Annotated in this window: 13 protein-coding genes; 9 read left to right on the forward strand and 4 right to left on the reverse strand. The window is 46.0% G+C overall.

Annotated elements, in window-relative coordinates:
• The first annotated feature begins 258 nt into the window (after window positions 1–258).
• The 4 genes from SE18_RS19450 to SE18_RS19465 all read left to right on the forward strand — a co-directional run bounded on the left by SE18_RS19450 (window position 259) and on the right by SE18_RS19465 (window position 4,417).
• The gene (locus SE18_RS19450; RefSeq protein ID WP_054536137.1) at window positions 259–1,503 is read left to right on the forward strand and encodes an acetate and sugar kinases/Hsc70/actin family protein; all 1,245 of its coding nucleotides are present in this window, start codon (window positions 259–261) and stop codon (window positions 1,501–1,503) included.
• Window positions 1,504–1,935: a hypothetical protein gene (locus SE18_RS19455; RefSeq protein WP_054536138.1), complete on the forward strand. Its 432-nt coding sequence runs from the start codon at window positions 1,504–1,506 to the stop codon at window positions 1,933–1,935.
• A gap of 163 nt (window positions 1,936–2,098) precedes the next feature.
• Window positions 2,099–2,785: a hypothetical protein gene (locus tag SE18_RS19460; protein ID WP_054536139.1), complete on the forward strand. Its 687-nt coding sequence runs from the start codon at window positions 2,099–2,101 to the stop codon at window positions 2,783–2,785.
• 9 nt (window positions 2,786–2,794) lie between these two features.
• Window positions 2,795–4,417 carry an FtsK/SpoIIIE domain-containing protein gene (locus tag SE18_RS19465; RefSeq protein WP_054536140.1) on the forward strand — a complete coding sequence of 541 codons (1,623 nt, stop codon included), beginning with the start codon at window positions 2,795–2,797 and terminating at the stop codon, window positions 4,415–4,417.
• Between the two features lie 21 nt (window positions 4,418–4,438).
• On the opposite strand, the gene SE18_RS19470 is transcribed toward SE18_RS19465, so the two are convergent.
• The 4 genes from SE18_RS19470 to SE18_RS19485 are packed head-to-tail and all read right to left on the reverse strand — an operon-like array spanning window position 4,439 to window position 11,784.
• On the reverse strand, window positions 4,439–5,827 hold the full coding sequence (locus SE18_RS19470) for a HEPN domain-containing protein (protein WP_054536141.1): 1,389 nt from the start codon (window positions 5,825–5,827) through the stop codon (window positions 4,439–4,441).
• 13 nt (window positions 5,828–5,840) lie between these two features.
• Window positions 5,841–9,041 (reverse strand): type I restriction endonuclease subunit R, encoded by a 3,201-nt coding sequence (locus SE18_RS19475; protein ID WP_054536142.1) that lies wholly within the window; start codon window positions 9,039–9,041, stop codon window positions 5,841–5,843.
• A 29-nt stretch (window positions 9,042–9,070) separates the two neighbouring features.
• Window positions 9,071–10,243: a restriction endonuclease subunit S gene (locus tag SE18_RS19480; protein ID WP_054536143.1), complete on the reverse strand. Its 1,173-nt coding sequence runs from the start codon at window positions 10,241–10,243 to the stop codon at window positions 9,071–9,073.
• Window positions 10,240–11,784: a type I restriction-modification system subunit M gene (locus SE18_RS19485; RefSeq protein WP_054536144.1), complete on the reverse strand. Its 1,545-nt coding sequence runs from the start codon at window positions 11,782–11,784 to the stop codon at window positions 10,240–10,242. Before SE18_RS19485 ends, SE18_RS19480 begins: the two co-directional genes overlap by 4 nt.
• A gap of 197 nt (window positions 11,785–11,981) precedes the next feature.
• Between SE18_RS19485 and SE18_RS19490 the strand changes: the two genes are divergently transcribed.
• From SE18_RS19490 to SE18_RS19510, 5 genes are all read left to right on the forward strand, one after another.
• Window positions 11,982–13,178 carry a hypothetical protein gene (locus SE18_RS19490; protein ID WP_054536145.1) on the forward strand — a complete coding sequence of 399 codons (1,197 nt, stop codon included), beginning with the start codon at window positions 11,982–11,984 and terminating at the stop codon, window positions 13,176–13,178.
• Window positions 13,179–13,239: 61 nt separating this feature from the next.
• Complete coding sequence (locus tag SE18_RS19495; RefSeq protein WP_054536146.1) at window positions 13,240–14,253, forward strand: hypothetical protein; 1,014 nt, start codon at window positions 13,240–13,242, stop codon at window positions 14,251–14,253.
• Window positions 14,254–14,280: 27 nt separating this feature from the next.
• Entirely contained in the window at window positions 14,281–15,924 is a 1,644-nt protein-coding gene (locus SE18_RS19500; RefSeq protein WP_160319529.1) for a DUF4365 domain-containing protein, read from the forward strand.
• A 68-nt stretch (window positions 15,925–15,992) separates the two neighbouring features.
• Complete coding sequence (locus SE18_RS19505) at window positions 15,993–16,739, forward strand: hypothetical protein (RefSeq protein WP_054536148.1); 747 nt, start codon at window positions 15,993–15,995, stop codon at window positions 16,737–16,739.
• An 806-nt stretch (window positions 16,740–17,545) separates the two neighbouring features.
• Entirely contained in the window at window positions 17,546–17,800 is a 255-nt protein-coding gene (locus SE18_RS19510) for a hypothetical protein (RefSeq protein ID WP_054536149.1), read from the forward strand.
• The last annotated feature ends 584 nt before the right edge of the window (window positions 17,801–18,384 follow it).

Consider the following 18,384-nt stretch of genomic DNA (forward strand, 5'->3'; position numbering starts at 1 on the left):
AGCGAGAGGTCTCGGAGAGCTTCGCCGAGAGTTGAGAGAGAAGTGAACGAGAACTCAGCGAGAGCCGATCAGGTGGTTCACGAGAGAGTCGAGAGAGGATTCAGAACAGCAAAACCATGTCGATAAAGGGTATAAAAACCTTGTCATGAATTCATTACAAGAGATTACGATTCGTTACGAGATACTGAGAGTGAATTGACAAAGGACGTTACAATATATTACAATTCGTTGCGTATGGTTACAGGAGGACAAAACCCAATGACAACCCATGCATCCGTATCAACTGACCCCACAACCAGCGTTCGTCGTGAGCCGCTGACGATTTATCAATATATGTTGACAGGCCAACCGCTCAAGGATAATAATGCCCAATTGCCTCAGTTGGTCGAGGTCAAAGGTCAGCCCATGACCGCGATTGGGATTGACCCAGGCAACGGGGAGATGAAAGCAGCGATGATGGGCCTTGATGGGCGGCTCATCACGGTGCAGCTTGTGTCAGCGTACCGCATTGCCGTTACCCTTGGCGGTGGCAAAAGCCCCACTACTTACACCGTGAATGGCGGGCCAGCGTTTTGGATTGGCCGTGATGCGGTGCAAATGAAGGGCGACGCACTTCCCATCGGGCCAACTGCTGTCCGATTAGAAGATCCGCGCCAAATTGACTTCTATGCAGCGGGTGTGGTTGAACTCTTAATCAAAGCCCATTGTACGCCTGGTCAATACACCTTGGCCACGGGTTTAGCGTTGCCGAACATGGAGATGCAGGCCCAGGTTAAGAAGAATGAATCGGGCGAAGAGGTGGAAGTTTTTGGCGTGGTTCCAGAAACCAAACAGGCCATTAAGGATCATATCTATGGGAAAACCTACCATGTGAATCGCACCGATGAAGATGGGGACGTGACCAATTGGCAGATCACCTTTGGCCAAGTCTACACGCAGGCACAGAGCTATGGCACGTTCATGGCCTTGACCCATACGATTTTCGGGACCCGTCGCACAGATGGCATTCAGGAATATGCCATTATCGACATGGGCCGTGGCGATACCCATGAAACCCTCATCCAGTTATCACCCACGTTTCGCATGATGACCAAGCGCACAGGTGAGGGAACCATCAAACAAGCCCGCGCTGTTGCTCGCGCCTTGGCCGAGTTTGATTTGAACGATGCCCAAGCGCAAGAAGCCTTGATCACCCGCAGTATCCTTGACGGAGGCCGACCCAAATCGATTAATCACGTCGTCGATAAAGTGGTCGAACGCGAAACCCAAGAAATGCTCAGCCGCTTGTTACCAGCGCTCCGTAACCGCAATGCCTTCATTGCCTTTACGGGGGGCGGAACGAAAGATGCGACGACCTTGCAAATGATTAACGACCGCATGGACAGCGTGGGGCGCAGCGCCGAGAGTTTTGTGATTGTTCATCCCGAAGTCGCCAGCGTGTTGAACGCGGTCGGAACGCTCTTAAAAGTCTTGTTTACCGAGCTTGCACGAAAGGGACGATAAATGACAACCACCCCCAAATCGATCCGCGTCGGTGAACGGAGTATGCAGGTGCTGGATGCCCTGCGTGTCCAGTTAGCCGATCAATACAGTAGTGACTCCGCCCTATTGACCGAGGCTGCACGGCGCGGCTTACTCGTCATGGCGGTCGAAGCCTGGCATGCCGAGGCGGGTCAGTATGGGGGCCACCAGCCGAAGGAGCTTGCACGGCTCCTGCGGTATGAATTGAATGCACTGTTTAACTTTCTCTTAGAGCAGGACGAGTTGCCGCCGATGTTGCGGATTGTTGCTGCTCCAACGCCTCCAGCGGTTGTGCCAATCATGGTTGCAACTGAGCCAGTGGTACAACCCGAACCGACCGTTACGACGGTGGAAATTGATACGACCGTGATGGACTTGATGGAGTTGGCGGGGCAAGATGAGGAGTGGGATTAGCAGATGTTTTGTGATTTGACCATCCTGCTATAATAAGGCAAGAAAAATCCCCGCACCACAAAGCGTCAACCAGTGGTCGGGGGATGGACGACCCTATATTGATCGCTAGGCCGTCACCGCAATAATACCATGCGGAACGGTCTCCCGAAAAGGAGCCACGTGTATGGATGCAACGGCAACGCCCCAAGTCTCAGTGAATACGTCGAGTGTAGTGCGCCCAACACCCGTTGTTGCTCAAACCGCACCTATTGCGGTGACAGTTCCACCCGAACCTTTGATAAAGCCGACCGCGCGGCGCTCTCATACCTTTTTTCGTCTCTCACAGCTTGGCGACTACGTACAAGAATGGGGTGGTATTCTCTTTTTTGCGGTTTTAGGGATTGCCTTGTGGCGTGCTGATGCCCACTTTACCCTATGGTTCTTTGGTGGATGGATGCCGAGCATTATGGAACAGCTCTCCTATGCGCAGTGGCTGATTCCTACCCTCTTGACCCTTGGCCAATTGTACTTTTTTGTTGGCCCAGCAAAACTGAAAATGCTGCATGCGGTGCGCAAGGTGGCTGCCGACAATCCTGAGCATGAAACGAACTATCGCAAATATCTCAAATTGCGCAAGCGGTTTATGCGTCATACAATTGGCTTTTTGGCCGTCTCGATTATTAATATCGGCACCTCAGCGCAAGGGATGTATGAATGGGCCGCAGGTCGCACCATTAATCTCTTTGGGGGATTTACGCTACCACAGCCTGGAACTCCCTTACGCATGCTCTGTTTTGTCCTTGGCATTATCTTAGCCTTTGGTGCGGAAAAAGCTTTCAAGGCGGCATGGGATGAATATAAAGACCGATAGGAGTCTCCAATGATTCTTGCTTTTCTTGATACCTTGAATCCTGGTCAAACACTCCTACTGGTGCTTGCATTATTTGGGGTTATTGGTGCACGGAAGGTTTGGAAATGGTATCGCGTTTTTAAACCCCAATGGGATGCATTCCAAGCGTGGAAAACCAGTGCTATTGCAGCAGTGGTGCAGCCTGTGACATCGACCCCAACAATACCTATTCCAACCCCAGCTGCTCCCACTATTCCGATTACGCCACATGAATCCCTTGTTCTCGACTTGAGCCGTATTTCACGCGAAGCGGTGGCTGGGGCGAATGGCGCACTCCAAAATCCGCCAGCTCATTTGGATACTGCCCGCGCCTATATTCAAAAATATGTTCCCCACGGTCGGGTGAGTTTCCCGATTGGTTGGTGGACAGATAGTCAAACAATCCACTTAGCGGTTGGCCACTTTATTGGGGATATTTACAATATCCTTGTCACCGCGATGCCAGGCAGCGGCAAGGATAATTTGATTCTCAATATGGCCTATAGCCTCATGCATGACTATTCACCCGAAGAACTCCAGTTCTTTGTGATGGATGGAAAAGGTGGGGCAGACTACCTTGATTGGGATAAGAAGCAGCATGTGTTTCATATTGCCGAAGAAGGTTATCAGCTCACCGAAGCCATGGAATTGCTCTCGGCGATTAAGCTGGATCGCAAACGTTGGTTGAAACAAGCGCGTGTCAGTAGCTGGGATAACTATCGCGGCGCTGATCGGCCACCGTTGATGATTGTGATTATCAGCGAATTAACCCAGCTGCTTGAGGTGATGACGCGCAGCGAGGTTGAATCATGGCTGATGCGCGAGGTTAATGTCTGGCGCGGTCTTGGTTTGCGTTTAGTCGTAGGAACGCAAAATACCTCTGGTTGGTCGAAAGAATGGCGTGCAGCCATGGAATGTTTCTTTGCGGGGCTTCAGCCATCGGGTGATGAAGTCCGACCCAATACAGGCAAGACAACCAAGGAATTAGAAGAAGTTTTACAGGTTGTTCCACCCCATCGCTTACCCAATGTGCGCGGTCTGTTTACGGCGGTGCATCGCAATACGGCAGTAAATGTACGCACAACCTATCTTGATGATGATCAACGCATGCTGTTAGCATTACGCTTGCCCGATCTCACACCTGAGCAATCACTTGCCCAACGGCGCGAAAAAGCACGGCTGGTCGCGGCTTGGCAGTCGTTTAATCGGATGATTAGTGCCAGTAGTGATAGCCAACCTCATTTTGTTGAGCATGAGACCAGCATCGCGCCGCATGTTTCTGAAGAACCAATTACGCCGATGCCAAGCGCTGCGGAAGGCCTGAATCAAGGGCTTGGCTATGATCGGCTTGCGCTTGAACGGTTGCTGGTGGCCATTAGCCAGAACCGGAGCCGCAAGCTGGAGGAGCTAGCCGATGAACCGCTCTTTATCCAAGCCTGTGTTGTCGAGTATGCGCGGGTCAAGAGCAATAGCGGTGTTGTACGGGCGCTCTGGGGCGAACAAGGCTACTCTGGTACGAAAGATCGTGTTGTGAAGGCTGCGCTTGAGCGTGCAGCACAACTACAACGCGGCGTTCAGGATGACACCTTTTTACAGGGTCTATTAGCGGCTTAACAGCGTTAATAGATATATTTACTAAGGGATGTGGAGATTATTATTCTTAATAAATCGTACAAGAGTATTTGTGGATACATGGAGTATCCTTGCAATAGCTGCTTTTGCAACCTTATGTTTAAGATATTTCTTAATCTCATTTTCCTTTCCTGATAACTTATATTTTGGTTTAGGATTAAGGAATTTTTGTAGATCTGCTACTGACGTAATTGATTTAAAATACTCTTCTGTAAGTATTGTAAATGTAATTGCTTTAGCTATATTTCCTGTGAAAGTAACAGTATATTCGTCAATCTCGAAATCTTCCAATCCTGAATGAACTATTTTTGATCTAATTTCATAGATTTTTTCTAAATCTTTTCGTAAATCGGTTTTTATTTTATCTTTCACATATAGTTGAAATAAATTATGTTTTTTATTGTTTATATAAGGTAGAATTCTTTCTATGTATAATTTAAATCTTTTAGTAATTTCATTTTTTTGATTATCAAAGATAAGGGTTTCAATGGCAGTAATATAGGCAATAATCCGGCTTGAAAGTCTTTCCTCTAAATGTGCTTTTCCTATCCAACATAATGATTTTGTTATAACAGATAAAAGATTATTATTTCTATTTATATAGCTTACTTGGATGATGTCCTCAATTCTTTTTAATCCATTAATTTGTTTATTCTCTAGTAATTTTTCAAGATCGATATTCATTGGATCAAGGAAATTTATTTTATTAGGCATGAGTTTTTTATTATATGAATCTGTAGTATAAACGTATATTAGTCTGGATTCGCTTATATAGTTTTTGGTTGAAATAGTATAGTAAGGATTTCTATGAATTTTTTGATAGGAATTTAGTACATCTATCAATATATTTATTAAATAATATCCTAATTCTGCTGCTGCATCATGCTCATTTGATGAAATACTTAAGGATATAAAATTAGTTTCTGTGTCTTCATATATCTTGCTTTCGAATGAAAAGCAGCCAAAAAATATGATTTTTTCTTTAATGATATTTATTCCATAAATTGGTATCGATATAGTATATAGTGATTTCTCTTTATCTATGAAATCTGTTAAGGATTTTTGTTTTTCCTTTAATCTATCCCGATAATTAGATAGATTCTTATTTAAGAGTATGTATTTTAAGATAAAATCCAATTCCATTTCTATCCTATTTTTAGTATATCCCCTATTGGTATACTCGTAGATATCTTCGATTAATTGTAAGTAAATAGATGCATATTCTCCTGCAAAATGATAAGAACCAGTAGCAGAGTCATAAAAAGAAATGTTGGATGTGTTATCAAATAAGTCTTCCGTTGTATATTGATATTTGGGGAGAGATATAATCTTAGCTACGAACTTTTGTAGATTTGTTAGAATTGTGTGTTTTTTTTGTTCTTTCGCATCCATTTGCTAACCCCTCTTATCGTACTATCTCGCGTGCCAACATCTCCGCCTGTTTGATCACGGTTTCCGTTGCCAACGCCTGCATATTGGGTGGATAGCCATATTTATTCAAGACCCGCTTGATCAGAATCCGCAGTTTGGCTCGCGCACTCTCTCGGATCGTCCAATCAATCGACGTGTTATTCCGGACTTGCTCGGTTAACACCACTGCCAGCTCGCGCAGCATGCGTTGTTCCATCAGTTGCCGCGCATCGCCCTGGCTGGCCACCGCCGTATAAAAGGCATATTCAAACGCAGTCAAGCTCAGGTTTTGGGCCTCGCGATCCGCTGCGATGATCTGTTTACTCAGGCTAATCAATTCCTCGATGACTTCGGCTGCCGTTAACACCCGATTGTGATAGCGGTGCATTGAGCTATCAATTTGTTCGAGCAGGCTGGTGCTTTGCACGAGATTGGTTCGAGCGCGAATGGTCAGCTCATTGCGCAAGAGTTTATTGAGCACTTCCGCCGCCAAATGCTGGTGCTGGTAGTCCTTGAGTTCGGCCAGAAAGTCATCGGAGAGAATCGCAATATCAGGCTTTTTGATCCCCGCTGCATCAAACACATCAATCACGGGTTCGGCCACTAACGCGGCATCAATGACTTGGCGAATGGCGGTTTCCATCCCACTGGCACTGCGGCCTGTCTCGCTGGCACTGACTTTAACGAGCCGAGCCTTGACCGCTTGATAAAAGCCGATCAGATCTTGCTGAGCTAAGGCTTCAGGATGGGGAATTGCTAAGGCATAGGCTTGACTGAGCATGGCGACATGCTTCACAAAGCGATCCTTGCCATTATCAGGCAGTCCCAAGATATGATTGGCTGCCCCCAGTAAGATCATGAGTTTTTCGCCCGTATCGGCAGTGGGATAGTGGGCATGGGGGAAGCCAAAGAACAAGTTCTGGATAATTTCTAGGTATTCCTGCATCAGTCGCACGGCTTGCTCTTGAATCAGCGCCGGATCACCCCGTCCCCCCGCATCAGCATAGAATGAGAGCGCATGTTTGAGATCGGCTGCAATTCCCAAATAATCGACAATCAACCCACCTGGTTTGTCTTTGTAGACCCGATTCACTCGTGCAATCGCTTGCATCAGGTTATGGCCCTTCATGGGCTTATCCAGATACATGGTATGCAAATTGGGTGCATCAAAGCCCGTGAGCCACATATCGCGCACAATTACCAGCTGAAGTGGATCATGATCATCCTTGAGTCGTTCCGCCAAGCGGCGACGTTGTTCGTTGGTCGTATGGTGTTTGGCAATGCTTGGCCCATCATTGGATGCGGCACTCATCACGACCTTGATTCGACCTTGATTGAGATCCGGGTGATGCCAGTCAGGCCGAAGGGCGATAATCGCCTCGTACAAGGCCGCCGCAATCCGCCGCGACATCGTGACAATCATGCCCTTGCCTATGAGCGCTTCGGTGCGAGCCTCAAAGTGACTGACAATATCGGCGGCAATCGTGCGAATCCGATCCTGACTGCCAATCAGGGTTTCCATCGCATCCCACTGTTGGCGGGCCGTATCGGCAATCGTGGGATCATCGACATCGAGATCGTGATCGAGCGCGGCTATGAGGTTGCGCCCATCGGCGGTGAGGCCAACCTTGGCCAAGCGACTTTCATAATAGATGCGCACGGTTGCGCCATCCTCGACCGCATCAGCAATATCGTAGATGGCGACATAGGGGCCAAAGACCGCAGGGGTGTTAATATCATGGCGCTCAATCGGGGTTCCGGTAAAGCCCACGTAGGTGGCGTTGGGTAAGGCATCGCGCAGATATTTGGCAAAACCATAGCTGGTTTTGAGCTGCAACGATCCATCCTGTTCATCGCCTGTAACGGTCGTTTTGCTGTCAAAGCCATACTGGGAGCGGTGCGCTTCATCGGCAATCACCACAATATTGGCGCGCTCGGAGAGGGTATCAAAAACGGTGCCAGAGTCGGGCAAAAACTTCTGAATGGTTGAAAAGATGACCCCGCCTGCATTGACCGCCAAGCTGCGTTTAAGGTGTGCCCGATCGCTCGCTTGGATTGGGGTTTGGCGCAGCAGATCGGTAGTGGCAGCGAAGGTATCAAAGAGTTGATCATCCAGATCATTGCGATCCGTAAGCATGAGAATCGTGGGATTGTTTAAGGCCAAGACCAGTTTGCCGACGAAAAAGACCATGGAGAGTGACTTGCCCGATCCTTGGGTATGCCAAATCACCCCGCCTTGTTTGCTCCCAATTACGGTCGGTTGGGGATTGTCGATCCCTGCGCGTTGAAAGAGAATCGGGTCAAATGGTGCATCCTGCATCCCCGTAGCGGCGAGGGTGGCCGCAACCGCCGCATTGACCGCATAGTATTGGTGATAGGCTGCCAGCTTCTTGACGAGCTGTTTGGTCGTGATGGTGGTGATCGGATCGTTCTTCGTTGTTTCTTCAAAAACGATAAAGTGGCGAATGACATCCAGTAGGGTCGTTGGGTTGAGCAGATCAATGATCGTGACCGCCAACGAGTTTTGGATGTCAGTATCACCAGGGCGTTTCCAAGCAAGAAAGCGACTATAGGCCGCAGCGAGTGCCCCCACGCGGGTTTCCATACCATCGGAGAGAATCAAGATGGCATTGGTCGCAAAGAGGGTAGGAATTAGGCTGGTATAAGTGTCGAGTTGGCGATAAGCCGATTCCAAGGTGGCATGTTCATCGGTTGGATTTTTGAGTTCGATCACAATGAGCGGTAGGCCATTGACAAAGAGGACGAGATCGGGCCGTTTCTCATGATTCTCATGCTGCACGGTGAGTTGATTGACCACAACGAACTCATTGTTGGCGGGATTGGTGAAATCAATCGCCCAGAGCCGTTCGCCGCGCTCGCCCCCGTCCTGCTGGGTACTGACCGCAATGCCCATGGTGAGCAGGCGATGCAGCTGGGCATTGGTTCCCATCAGATCGCCGACCATGGGCTGGGTCAGATGGCGCATGGCTTCCATACGCATGGCTATGGTCGCGGTCGGATTTATTCGCTGGATGGCGGCTTCGAGGCGTTGCCGCAAGAGTACGTCGGTAAACCGTTGGCGTTCGGCGGTCGGGTCTTCTAAGCTGGGGGTGGCGCGGTGGATCACCGTATAGCCCTGGGCTTCGAGCAGCTGAAGGGCGAATTGTTCCACCGCGTCTTCTGATAATCCAGTCATCCGCTCCTCCTACCAGAACTGAGAATACGTTAATATGCCACACGAATCTCGCCGGACATAAGCTTGGGTAACAAGGTATCGCGAAGGTGTTCGAGTTTTTGAATTTGCTGAGTATTATGGATAATTTTATCGTTAATGGGTTTACACTGCTGCTCGAATTGATTAATCAAATCTGTAGGTGGTAATGCTACGGAAAGTGCTTCTAAATCAGTTTTTGTAATAGACCCAAAAACTGTTCCTTCATTATTGAAGGCCTTCAATGATTGCATTAACGATCGTATCTTAAAGAATGTGTAGGTGTATAACGATGGATTTTCTTTATAGCGTATTGCAGCTACTCCACGACCGATGCAACAGGTTTCCCATGCCATATTCTGCTCTCCTACAGGAGCACGAACACTAATGAGTGTATCAAATCGCTGTGCGAGCCGCATAGGGGCTGTAGTATAGACACGGTTGGTTGGAAATCGAAATCCAAAATCTGCATTGCCTTGAAACATTGGCATACCTTGTCCATGTTCGTTGTATGACGAGCCAGCAGGGGATTGTCCCATCGTAATAGTAAATTCATCTATAAGATTGCCTTTGTTCCATCCATCGCGGGCATCCTCGATAAACCATTGACGAAAGAGCGTTTCTGCCATCTCTTCAAGGGTTGCATTTTGACGGTGCAACAGATCAATTTTGGCATCAAGGCTGCTCAGGACATCGGCAATGGCTTGTTGTTGAGGGATAGGAGGTAAGGGTATTTGAAGGCTTTTCAGACCTTCTATAGTGAGAGCTTTCTGTGCAGACCCAATCATAATTGATTCTAGACTCCGTTGACCAATATATGATTTAATCCAGCGATATAGAAAATTAGCGTTTAACCGTGATGATATATTTCTAATCCAGATAAGATTCCCATCTTTAAAATAGAAAGGGCCAAGATTGTTAACGACAAAAGGGATCCCCGATCGTTCGCCAACAGCGCTGATCAGTAAATCCCCATCCTGTGGTGCTCCATATTTATTTCTAATGGACTCAAACTTGTCGTGAGAAATATAAAGAGGTTCTTCGATTTTAAAACCAAATTCTAGCTCAATGATTTCTTTAGAACGGAAAAAAGGAATTCCTGAAGCGACATAATCAGAATAGAAAATGCGTTTACTTGATGTAATATCGGCTACATCTCCCAGCTTTATATTTGCCCACTCACTCATACCTGTACCCTCGCCAAATTCTCCAAAATAGCCTGATTCAAGGCCGCTTCTTCCGCTAATTGGGCCTCAAACTCTGCCTTAAGGGTGCTGAAGCGTTCGGTAAAATCAAAGGTCTCGTCATCATCTGCTAAGCCCACATAGCGCCCAGGCGTGAGCACATAGTCCAGTTCTTGCACCCGATCCAACGAGACTGAGGCACAGAAGCCTTTAATATCTTCATACGAGGCATCGCCCGTGCGCCAGGCGTGGTAGGTGCTGGCAATCGTCTGAATATCATCCGCCGATAATTCACGGGTGCGCCGATTGATCAAATGGCCCAAATCACGCGCATCAATGAAAAGAATCTCATGCTTACGCGGATGACCATTGGCGCGCGCACGATTCAAGAACCAAAGCGAGGCAGGAATTTGGGTATTCAAGAACAGCTTGGCAGGCAGATTGACAATACAATCAATCACATTGCCCTCAGCAATCATGCGTCGTCGAATCTCACCCTCACCACCTGTTTTACTGGTCAGCGCCCCTTTGGCCAAGACCACGCCTGCCCGCCCGTTTGGGGCCAAGTGATAAAGAAAGTGTTGGAGCCATGCAAAGTTGGCATTGCCAACGGGTGGGGTGCCATACATCCAGCGGCCATCCTTGCGCAACGATTCCCCGCTCCAGTCGCTGACATTGAATGGTGGATTGGCAATGACATAATCAGCCTTGAGATCAGGATGGGCATCCTTTAGGAAGGAGCCTTCGGTATTCCAGCGCACCTGTGAGCTATCAATCCCACGAATAGCCAAGTTCATCTTAGCCAACCGCCAGGTCGTTTGATTGCTCTCTTGGCCAAAGATCGAAATCTGATCAATCCGCCCTTGGTGCTCAACCACAAACTGTTCAGATTGAACAAACATGCCACCAGACCCACAGCACGGGTCAAACACGCGCCCGTGATAGGGTTCCAACATCGCCACGAGTAATTCGACGATGCTACGCGGGGTATAGAACTGACCACCCTGCTTGCCTTCGGCGAGAGCAAATTCCCCCAAGAAATATTCAAAGACATGGCCCAAGACATCGCGGCTGCGGGTTTGGGCTGCATGCATTGCAATGTTACTCATCAAGTCGATCAACTCGCCAAGAATCGTGGGATCGAGGTTTTGGCGGGCATAAACCTTGGGTAACACGCCCTTGAGGGAGGGGTTTTCTTGCTCAAGCGCATCCATTGCCTGATCGACCACGACCCCAATCGTGGATTGTTTGGCCTGGGCTTGGAGGTGTGGCCAGCGCGCCGCCTCAGGCACATAAAAAATATTTTCGGCCAGATAATAGTCGCGATCATCGGGGTCTGCGTTTGCAAACTCGCCTTCGCCAGCAACCAGTTTGGCATGCAGGGTCGAGAACGCATCCGAGATATAGCGCAAGAAGATCAGGCCCAAGACGACATGCTTATATTCGGCTGCATCAATATTTTTACGGAGCTTATCCGCTGCTTTCCATAATTGTTTTTCTAAGGGTTCTTCATTGGTATTGGAAATCATGGAGATTTGTGCCATGGTGTGTTGGTATCCTTCAACTGGCAAGGTGGGTGCTGCTTGGTATAGTACCGAAGAATGGCTTGCTTGTCGATAGGTAGCGAATATTTATCCTTACAATTTATTGCATGGGATCTAGACAGAGGATTATAGAGCATGGTAGGATTTAATAATATTTTTCTACCTATACGCTACTTTGAAGATATTGGGAGAATCACATGGCAACGCGACGATCAAGCTGGCGACCTTGGAGTGATCATCCTATCATTGCATCTGTAACCGCGCTCGCAGCAGTTGCAGCCGTCATTATTGCCATTGTCTCATTAGGTAAGACTCAAGCAACATCTGTCGAAATAGTGGGCCGTATTATCGACGACACAACTCAAATTCCTATTAGTGGCGCGAAAGTTTCTTTCGATATGAAGAATACACCGCCAATTGTGTACTCAGATACTGAAGGTGTTTTTCGCTTCATTATATTGCTTGATGAGGATAGCGTAGCTGGAAAGATTATTGTTCAGAAAGAGGGGTTTGCTAATTATGATCGGCTTATTGATATTCAAGAAACAACCAGAACCATCGAAGATATTCGTATTAAGCCTATTTCTTCAACCCCTCCTGCTTTAGAATCAGGTGCAATAGCAACTGCTACAAATCTGCCTCAACAGGTTATTTCAGATAGCGTGATCGATGTCCATAGCACATCATCATGCACGAATGGTGGTGCATATGCTCCCATTTACGATGATAGTTTTAATGGTGAAATATTTAATAACCAACCATTTGATGAATCGATGCTCGATGAGGCTGACAAGGTATGCTGGTCAAGAGTTATCAATATTGACATTGTTGGAAAATCCGATGATGGTTGGGTGAAGCTCGCTCCTTATCTCGTTCTTGATGTAATTGCAAACAATGAGAGAAACGTTACAGGCATTGATAATAGTTTTGATCTGCATGGAGGAATCGCCGATTATCCAGATGAATTTTTTGCATATTTAGATGAAAAAGCAATGGGTATCATGGCAGCACCATTATATCCGGGATTTTCCGCTAGTGCTGATTCTGAAAAGACAAAACAATCGGATGAGTTGAATCGAGTAGGATATTTCTCCTTAGCAAAATCGGAGTTAGAGGTATTTAGTTTAAGTGTTCATGCTTTTTATAATCGCGAGATAACATTTAAAGTTGGTGTTGTATACTCCTATAAAGGAAAACAGAATATTCATTGGATTCCTGAGGAATTTACCGTAGAAGGTACTACAACGACATTAAAAAGATGGGATGGCCTTTTTATGACATTTGAAGGTGAAATAGAAGTCGATATGAATGAAAGTAATGAATTATTAACTAATTTTATTAAGCGATCTAAAAATATTTCACATGAATATCCTGCATTCCCTTTAACGAATTAGACTAGTTTGATGGATATACCTTATCTATATTGGTGCCATCTGATACTGAGGATATATCTCTATGAAGCAAGGACTATTAATACCACGAGAACGTCGATCGGCGAAAAAATTTATTCGTGATCAGCTTCGTATTCGGAACCTCACAAACTATACCCGTGATACTCCTCACAAGAATGCACTTATTCATATTCATTCAAATGCTGAATTTTGGACTGCGCTTGAAAAACAAACACTGTTGTGCCAGCAAATCTACCTTGATTCATTTCAGCTTGTAGATTGGTTTCCTCGTTCGCCTGGGTATTACTATACTGATGAAGCTCGTCGCAACCGTTTCGAAGCAGCACATCACGTTTATACTCACGATGAATCAATGTATGATCCATGGGGAAAGATGTTAATGATGGAGGGTGGGGTTGGCTGTATTCGGCTCGCGCCACAACAACTCGGTAGTAATGAAGTATGGTTTTATACAGCGACGAGTGATGGGATGTGCCACTCTGGTATTCCACTAGTTATTCCAAATCATCTCTTGCAAAATTCTGATATTCGTCGCCGGAAAGTTTCGATAACAGGGCATCTTTGTTTTAAAACGATGCTTAATATGGCACATCATGATCATTTACGAACAAAACGCGTGACACAAGCCTATATTTATGTGGATGAATTAATCGATGATGGCCATTCGTATGACCCTGTCCTGCTTACACCAATGGCTTTCTTTACCCAATCATCGAAAGGAATTGATAAGCAACATCTGTTGAATCCCCCAGATTTTAAACAAATTCTTGACAAAGGCATGGTTGTATATAGACAGGTCGTATCCGATGATAATGCTGAACTGGATGCTACCAGCGATTGGATGCAATCCTATGTGGCATCGCATGAAGGCCATATGATTACGGACTTTGATCAACAACGGCCAGCCTTTGGCATACCAATTCTGAGTCTCGATGAAGCATTAAAGCTAGCTGCTCGGGAGTCACGAATCATCATTCAAAATTGCAATATTAATGAAAGTGTTATCACAGCTAGGAATGATGGATGGATAACTATGGATACACGCGGTAATTTCTAAGTATTTAGAATGTTGCTGGAGATTGATATGTCATCGTTGCCGATACGAAATCGTAAGCATGTCCTTGAAGAAGAATCACGAAAATTTGTAGGCAATATTATTCCATCCGAATGGATTATTCGTGGCGAATCCCCATCTGATTATGGGATTGATATGCAAATAGAGCTGGTTCTTAATGAGCGTGTAACCGGAGCGTCGTGGTCTATCCAGCTAAAAGCGACCGATAAACTTGAGCGAAAGAAAGATGTTGTTACCTATTCATTTAAGACATCTACTCTTGCATATTTTCTTGCACGACCTGAACGTATTATATACATAATGTATGATGCGGTGGATAAGGTGGCCTATTGGATATGGATACAAGAGTATATTCGAAATGACCTTGAGAAGACATGGTTGAAACAAAAGACTGCAACCGTAAAAATCCCGAAGACGAATATCTTCAATAATGATGCTATTCCTATTATCCAAAATCGGGTTCTTCATGATAATGAAGCGCATCGATGGCTATCAGCTGTCCAGACGGCAAATCATCCCTACTTTTCATACCAATTCCAAAGTAAAGACAATGGTTTTGAAATTGGCGTTTCGCCGCGTTATCCTGGGGCTGATCAGGACTCGCCAGTCTCAATTAATGGTACTTTTCGGTTTGATGCATCAGAACATGGACGAGCCAATCTACAAAAGTTTAAAGATATGATACGAACAGGTATACCTGCCGAGTTTGATTCAAGTGTTTTTGAGGGCTTTAACGTACATGATATCTTTTATCCGATTATGCCTGAACTTGAAAGTTTCCAAACATCGAAAATTTTAATTAGCTCTATTCCTGGCCAAAATCCCCAAACGATAAAAGTATCCTTTTTTGATAAGCATGGGACGCTTGTACAACGCTTCCCTTTTATTGAGCTTGTTGATGTGCAATCGGGGACAGAAGAGGTCACGTTTACCAATAAGGCACAGAAACTCTCTATTACAACAACGATGACGGTGAGTAAAGTCAGCAATACTATTAACATCTCATTTGGGTTTGATCATGGTCCAGGCACGCCTATCCAAACCATATACGAGACCATTACTGCAATGATGGATATGAATGATGCGAATTCGATAGAAATAATAAATTTACAAACAGACACGGTGTTGATTAGGGATGATTTTAAAGATTATGTGACCGAGATACCATCTCAGTTTGTCCAATTAATCGAAGCATTAATGATTATTCAAGAACGATGTAATATTGAGTTGATATGGCCTGATTCGCTCGAACCTGAAGATGCTGAACGGATATTATTTGTCGCAACGATTTTATTTTTAGGCAAGGTTCGTGTACACAATCCAATTACTGTTCCGCTTCTCTATGAAGGGGCTGAAAAGCTTCTACGGGTTTATCAAGCCAAAAATAGCCTCCATTTGAGAGGAACATCTGCCGCTAAAGCAATTGATATTCTTGGATTCTCCATTGAGCTAGGTGACTATGTGCTCTATGCCCCAGAGGTCACTATGAGCGTGGATGACCTCCAATCTATTGATACATTTATCAAACGTGGAAAACTACAGGATGTGCTTCTTGTTACCTTTCATACTGGCGAGGTTGGGGCCGAATTGATATTCCCGCAGTGGATACCGGTGATGGAGGACGAAGAAAGTGGAGATAATGATAAAGACTGAGGGAAATTGACATAAATATATGTTCATTGTTGCTTGGTCCACTATCCCTCACGATGATGGAGTATAGGATGAGTAAACGCCACGTTATTGTTGGCCAACACACCCGATCCATGCCGTTGCGTACATTCACCATCATTTGCCGCTGGTGTGGGAATGAAGCCACCATCGAGAGTTACCCAGGGCGAACCCCGACGCTCTGTAGTCCTGAATGTCTTGAAGCTGCACGGAAAGACCACGACCGCCAACGCAAAGCCGCCCAACGCGCCAACAAGCCCGCGCCAGCAACACCACGAGGCCGGAAGCCGATGCCCCGCCCGCAGCGGTTTGTCGTGTGGCCATCGCAGCTGAATCGCAGCCTGGACCGATCGATCGATCGCCAGCTGACCGCGATGAAAACGAAGTTTGATGGAAGAAATCTGATTGCCACGCTGGAAACACTGCTCGTCGAATATCTGGCCGTGAATGTGCGGTGGGTCATATTGGAGTGTTTTGTGCGGGAGCCACAGAAATTGGCCGAGCGCACGGAGGTCGTGTTAACCACGATTGACGATCCGGAACACAAACATAATCAATGGCAGCGGGAGTTGGATACCTTGCGCAGCGAATTTGCACGGAATGGAACCCTGAATCAAGCCCAGCGAGAGCAGCTGTGGGCTATCGCACGACCCATCGAATTTGCGGTTGTCGGGCGGCATGGGTTAAGTCAAGACTACCAGGAACGCTTAACCGGAGCACAACGCGCGACCGCCGAGCGAGCGCTGGCAGCGGCCTTGGTCAGACTGGAAGCACTCTTGCTTGATCGCGAATCAGCATGATTTCTATTTTGTCCAATATCTCTCACGATAATGGATTTCAATATTTGATACACCTTGGAGTATCACACTATATATACTACAGTACTATACGCGATATTATTAGAGTACTATTTCAAGTACTATTCCAATCGGGATTAGAGTACTAATGATTATGTTGACAAAATTGGCAAATCGGCTGAAAATAAAGGCACAAGAGTTCGTACCTCTTGTGCCTTTATGCCAGTTTAGTTTAAGTCCGTTGACAAGCGGATAAGCGATGCGACCAGGTTGATAACAGAACTGACATTCTTTTTCAACCAATTGGACATATTGCGAAAACGTCGGGCCATCTTTTGATGGCTCTTCTTTTTGCCTTTTTCCATAGCTTTTCACCCCCTTTCATTGATATTTTTATAGAATCCTCCTTTCGTGATTCAAATACCAATTGTTAGGCGACCTTGGGTATAAAAAAGCCGCACTGGAGATCAATGACGATCATAATATTCCAGTACGGCGGTCGCTAATTGGCATTATATAGGTCGCTATAACATATGTCAATAGGAATAACCTAAGCTACGTGTGCTATGTTTGAAATTGTGTTATAGGGTAAACCCATACTTTATAAGTATTCATTGATCAAGCTTTAAAATTCATGTCATTCTAAAGGGATGAATTCAATAGTAGCCACGAATCGCGGTCTAAATAATCCTCTCACGAAAAAGAATTATTCAAGTATTCGTGATACCGTGCTGTTCATTAAAAATAAAATTCTTATGTTTTTCTAATGTTTGATTATGCGTGCGTGCAAACTTAGATGATCCATAGCTATGCTATCGCGATGGCAGCGGGAGTTGGATGGATTGCGCAGCGAGCTTGCAGGGAATGGAAAACTGAATCAAGCCCAGCACGATCAGCTGTGGGCTATCGCACGACCCATCGAATTTGCGGTTGTCGGTCGGCATGGGCTGAGTCAAGACTACCAAGAACGCTTAACCGGAGCACAACGCATCAGTGCCGAGCGCGCGCTGGGAGCGGCCTTGGTTCGGCTGGAAGCACTCGTGGTTGATCGTGAATCAGGGTAATAATTATTTTGTCCAGTATCCCTTACGATAGTGGATTAGTGAATACAGATTATGATAGCAGCATATTCTTGTATAAGGGTCAATCAGGACACTATGATTGAGAGTTGAGGTTACTTTCACGCTAAGTTCATAGGTTGATAATATATACCGAGCACGCGTATTGGCAGAGTGTTTTTATCCTAGTGTAATGCCATAAAAATGCAGGAATAGGAATGATAAATACTTCGTATCCTTGGGTAATGCTGCCATGGTGAAGGATCGGTATGTGGTACCAAGGCAATGGCTTAGTTTGGTTACTTTATTAGATGTGTCACAATTTGGGCCTCAGCGCTATGCATTCTCGTGGCGCTGAGGCCACATATCGAGGTATGGGTCATTCGGGATGAGTTTTAGGGTTGTGTTATAGATTGCTCTAGCAATATTTAAGTTGTTATTTTTGTCTAGGACCAAGAATTCGGGGAGAACCAGGACTTACAGGTATAATCGCCTGTATATTCTATGTGAATCCAGGTATCATAGCCCATCCAAGGACGTGGTTCCGTAATGCTGCATTGTCGAGTGCCTGAATAGCCTTGAAAGGTAAA

Origin of the sequence: Herpetosiphon geysericola, from assembly GCF_001306135.1 — a bacterium.
GTDB lineage: Bacteria > Chloroflexota > Chloroflexia > Chloroflexales > Herpetosiphonaceae > Herpetosiphon > Herpetosiphon geysericola.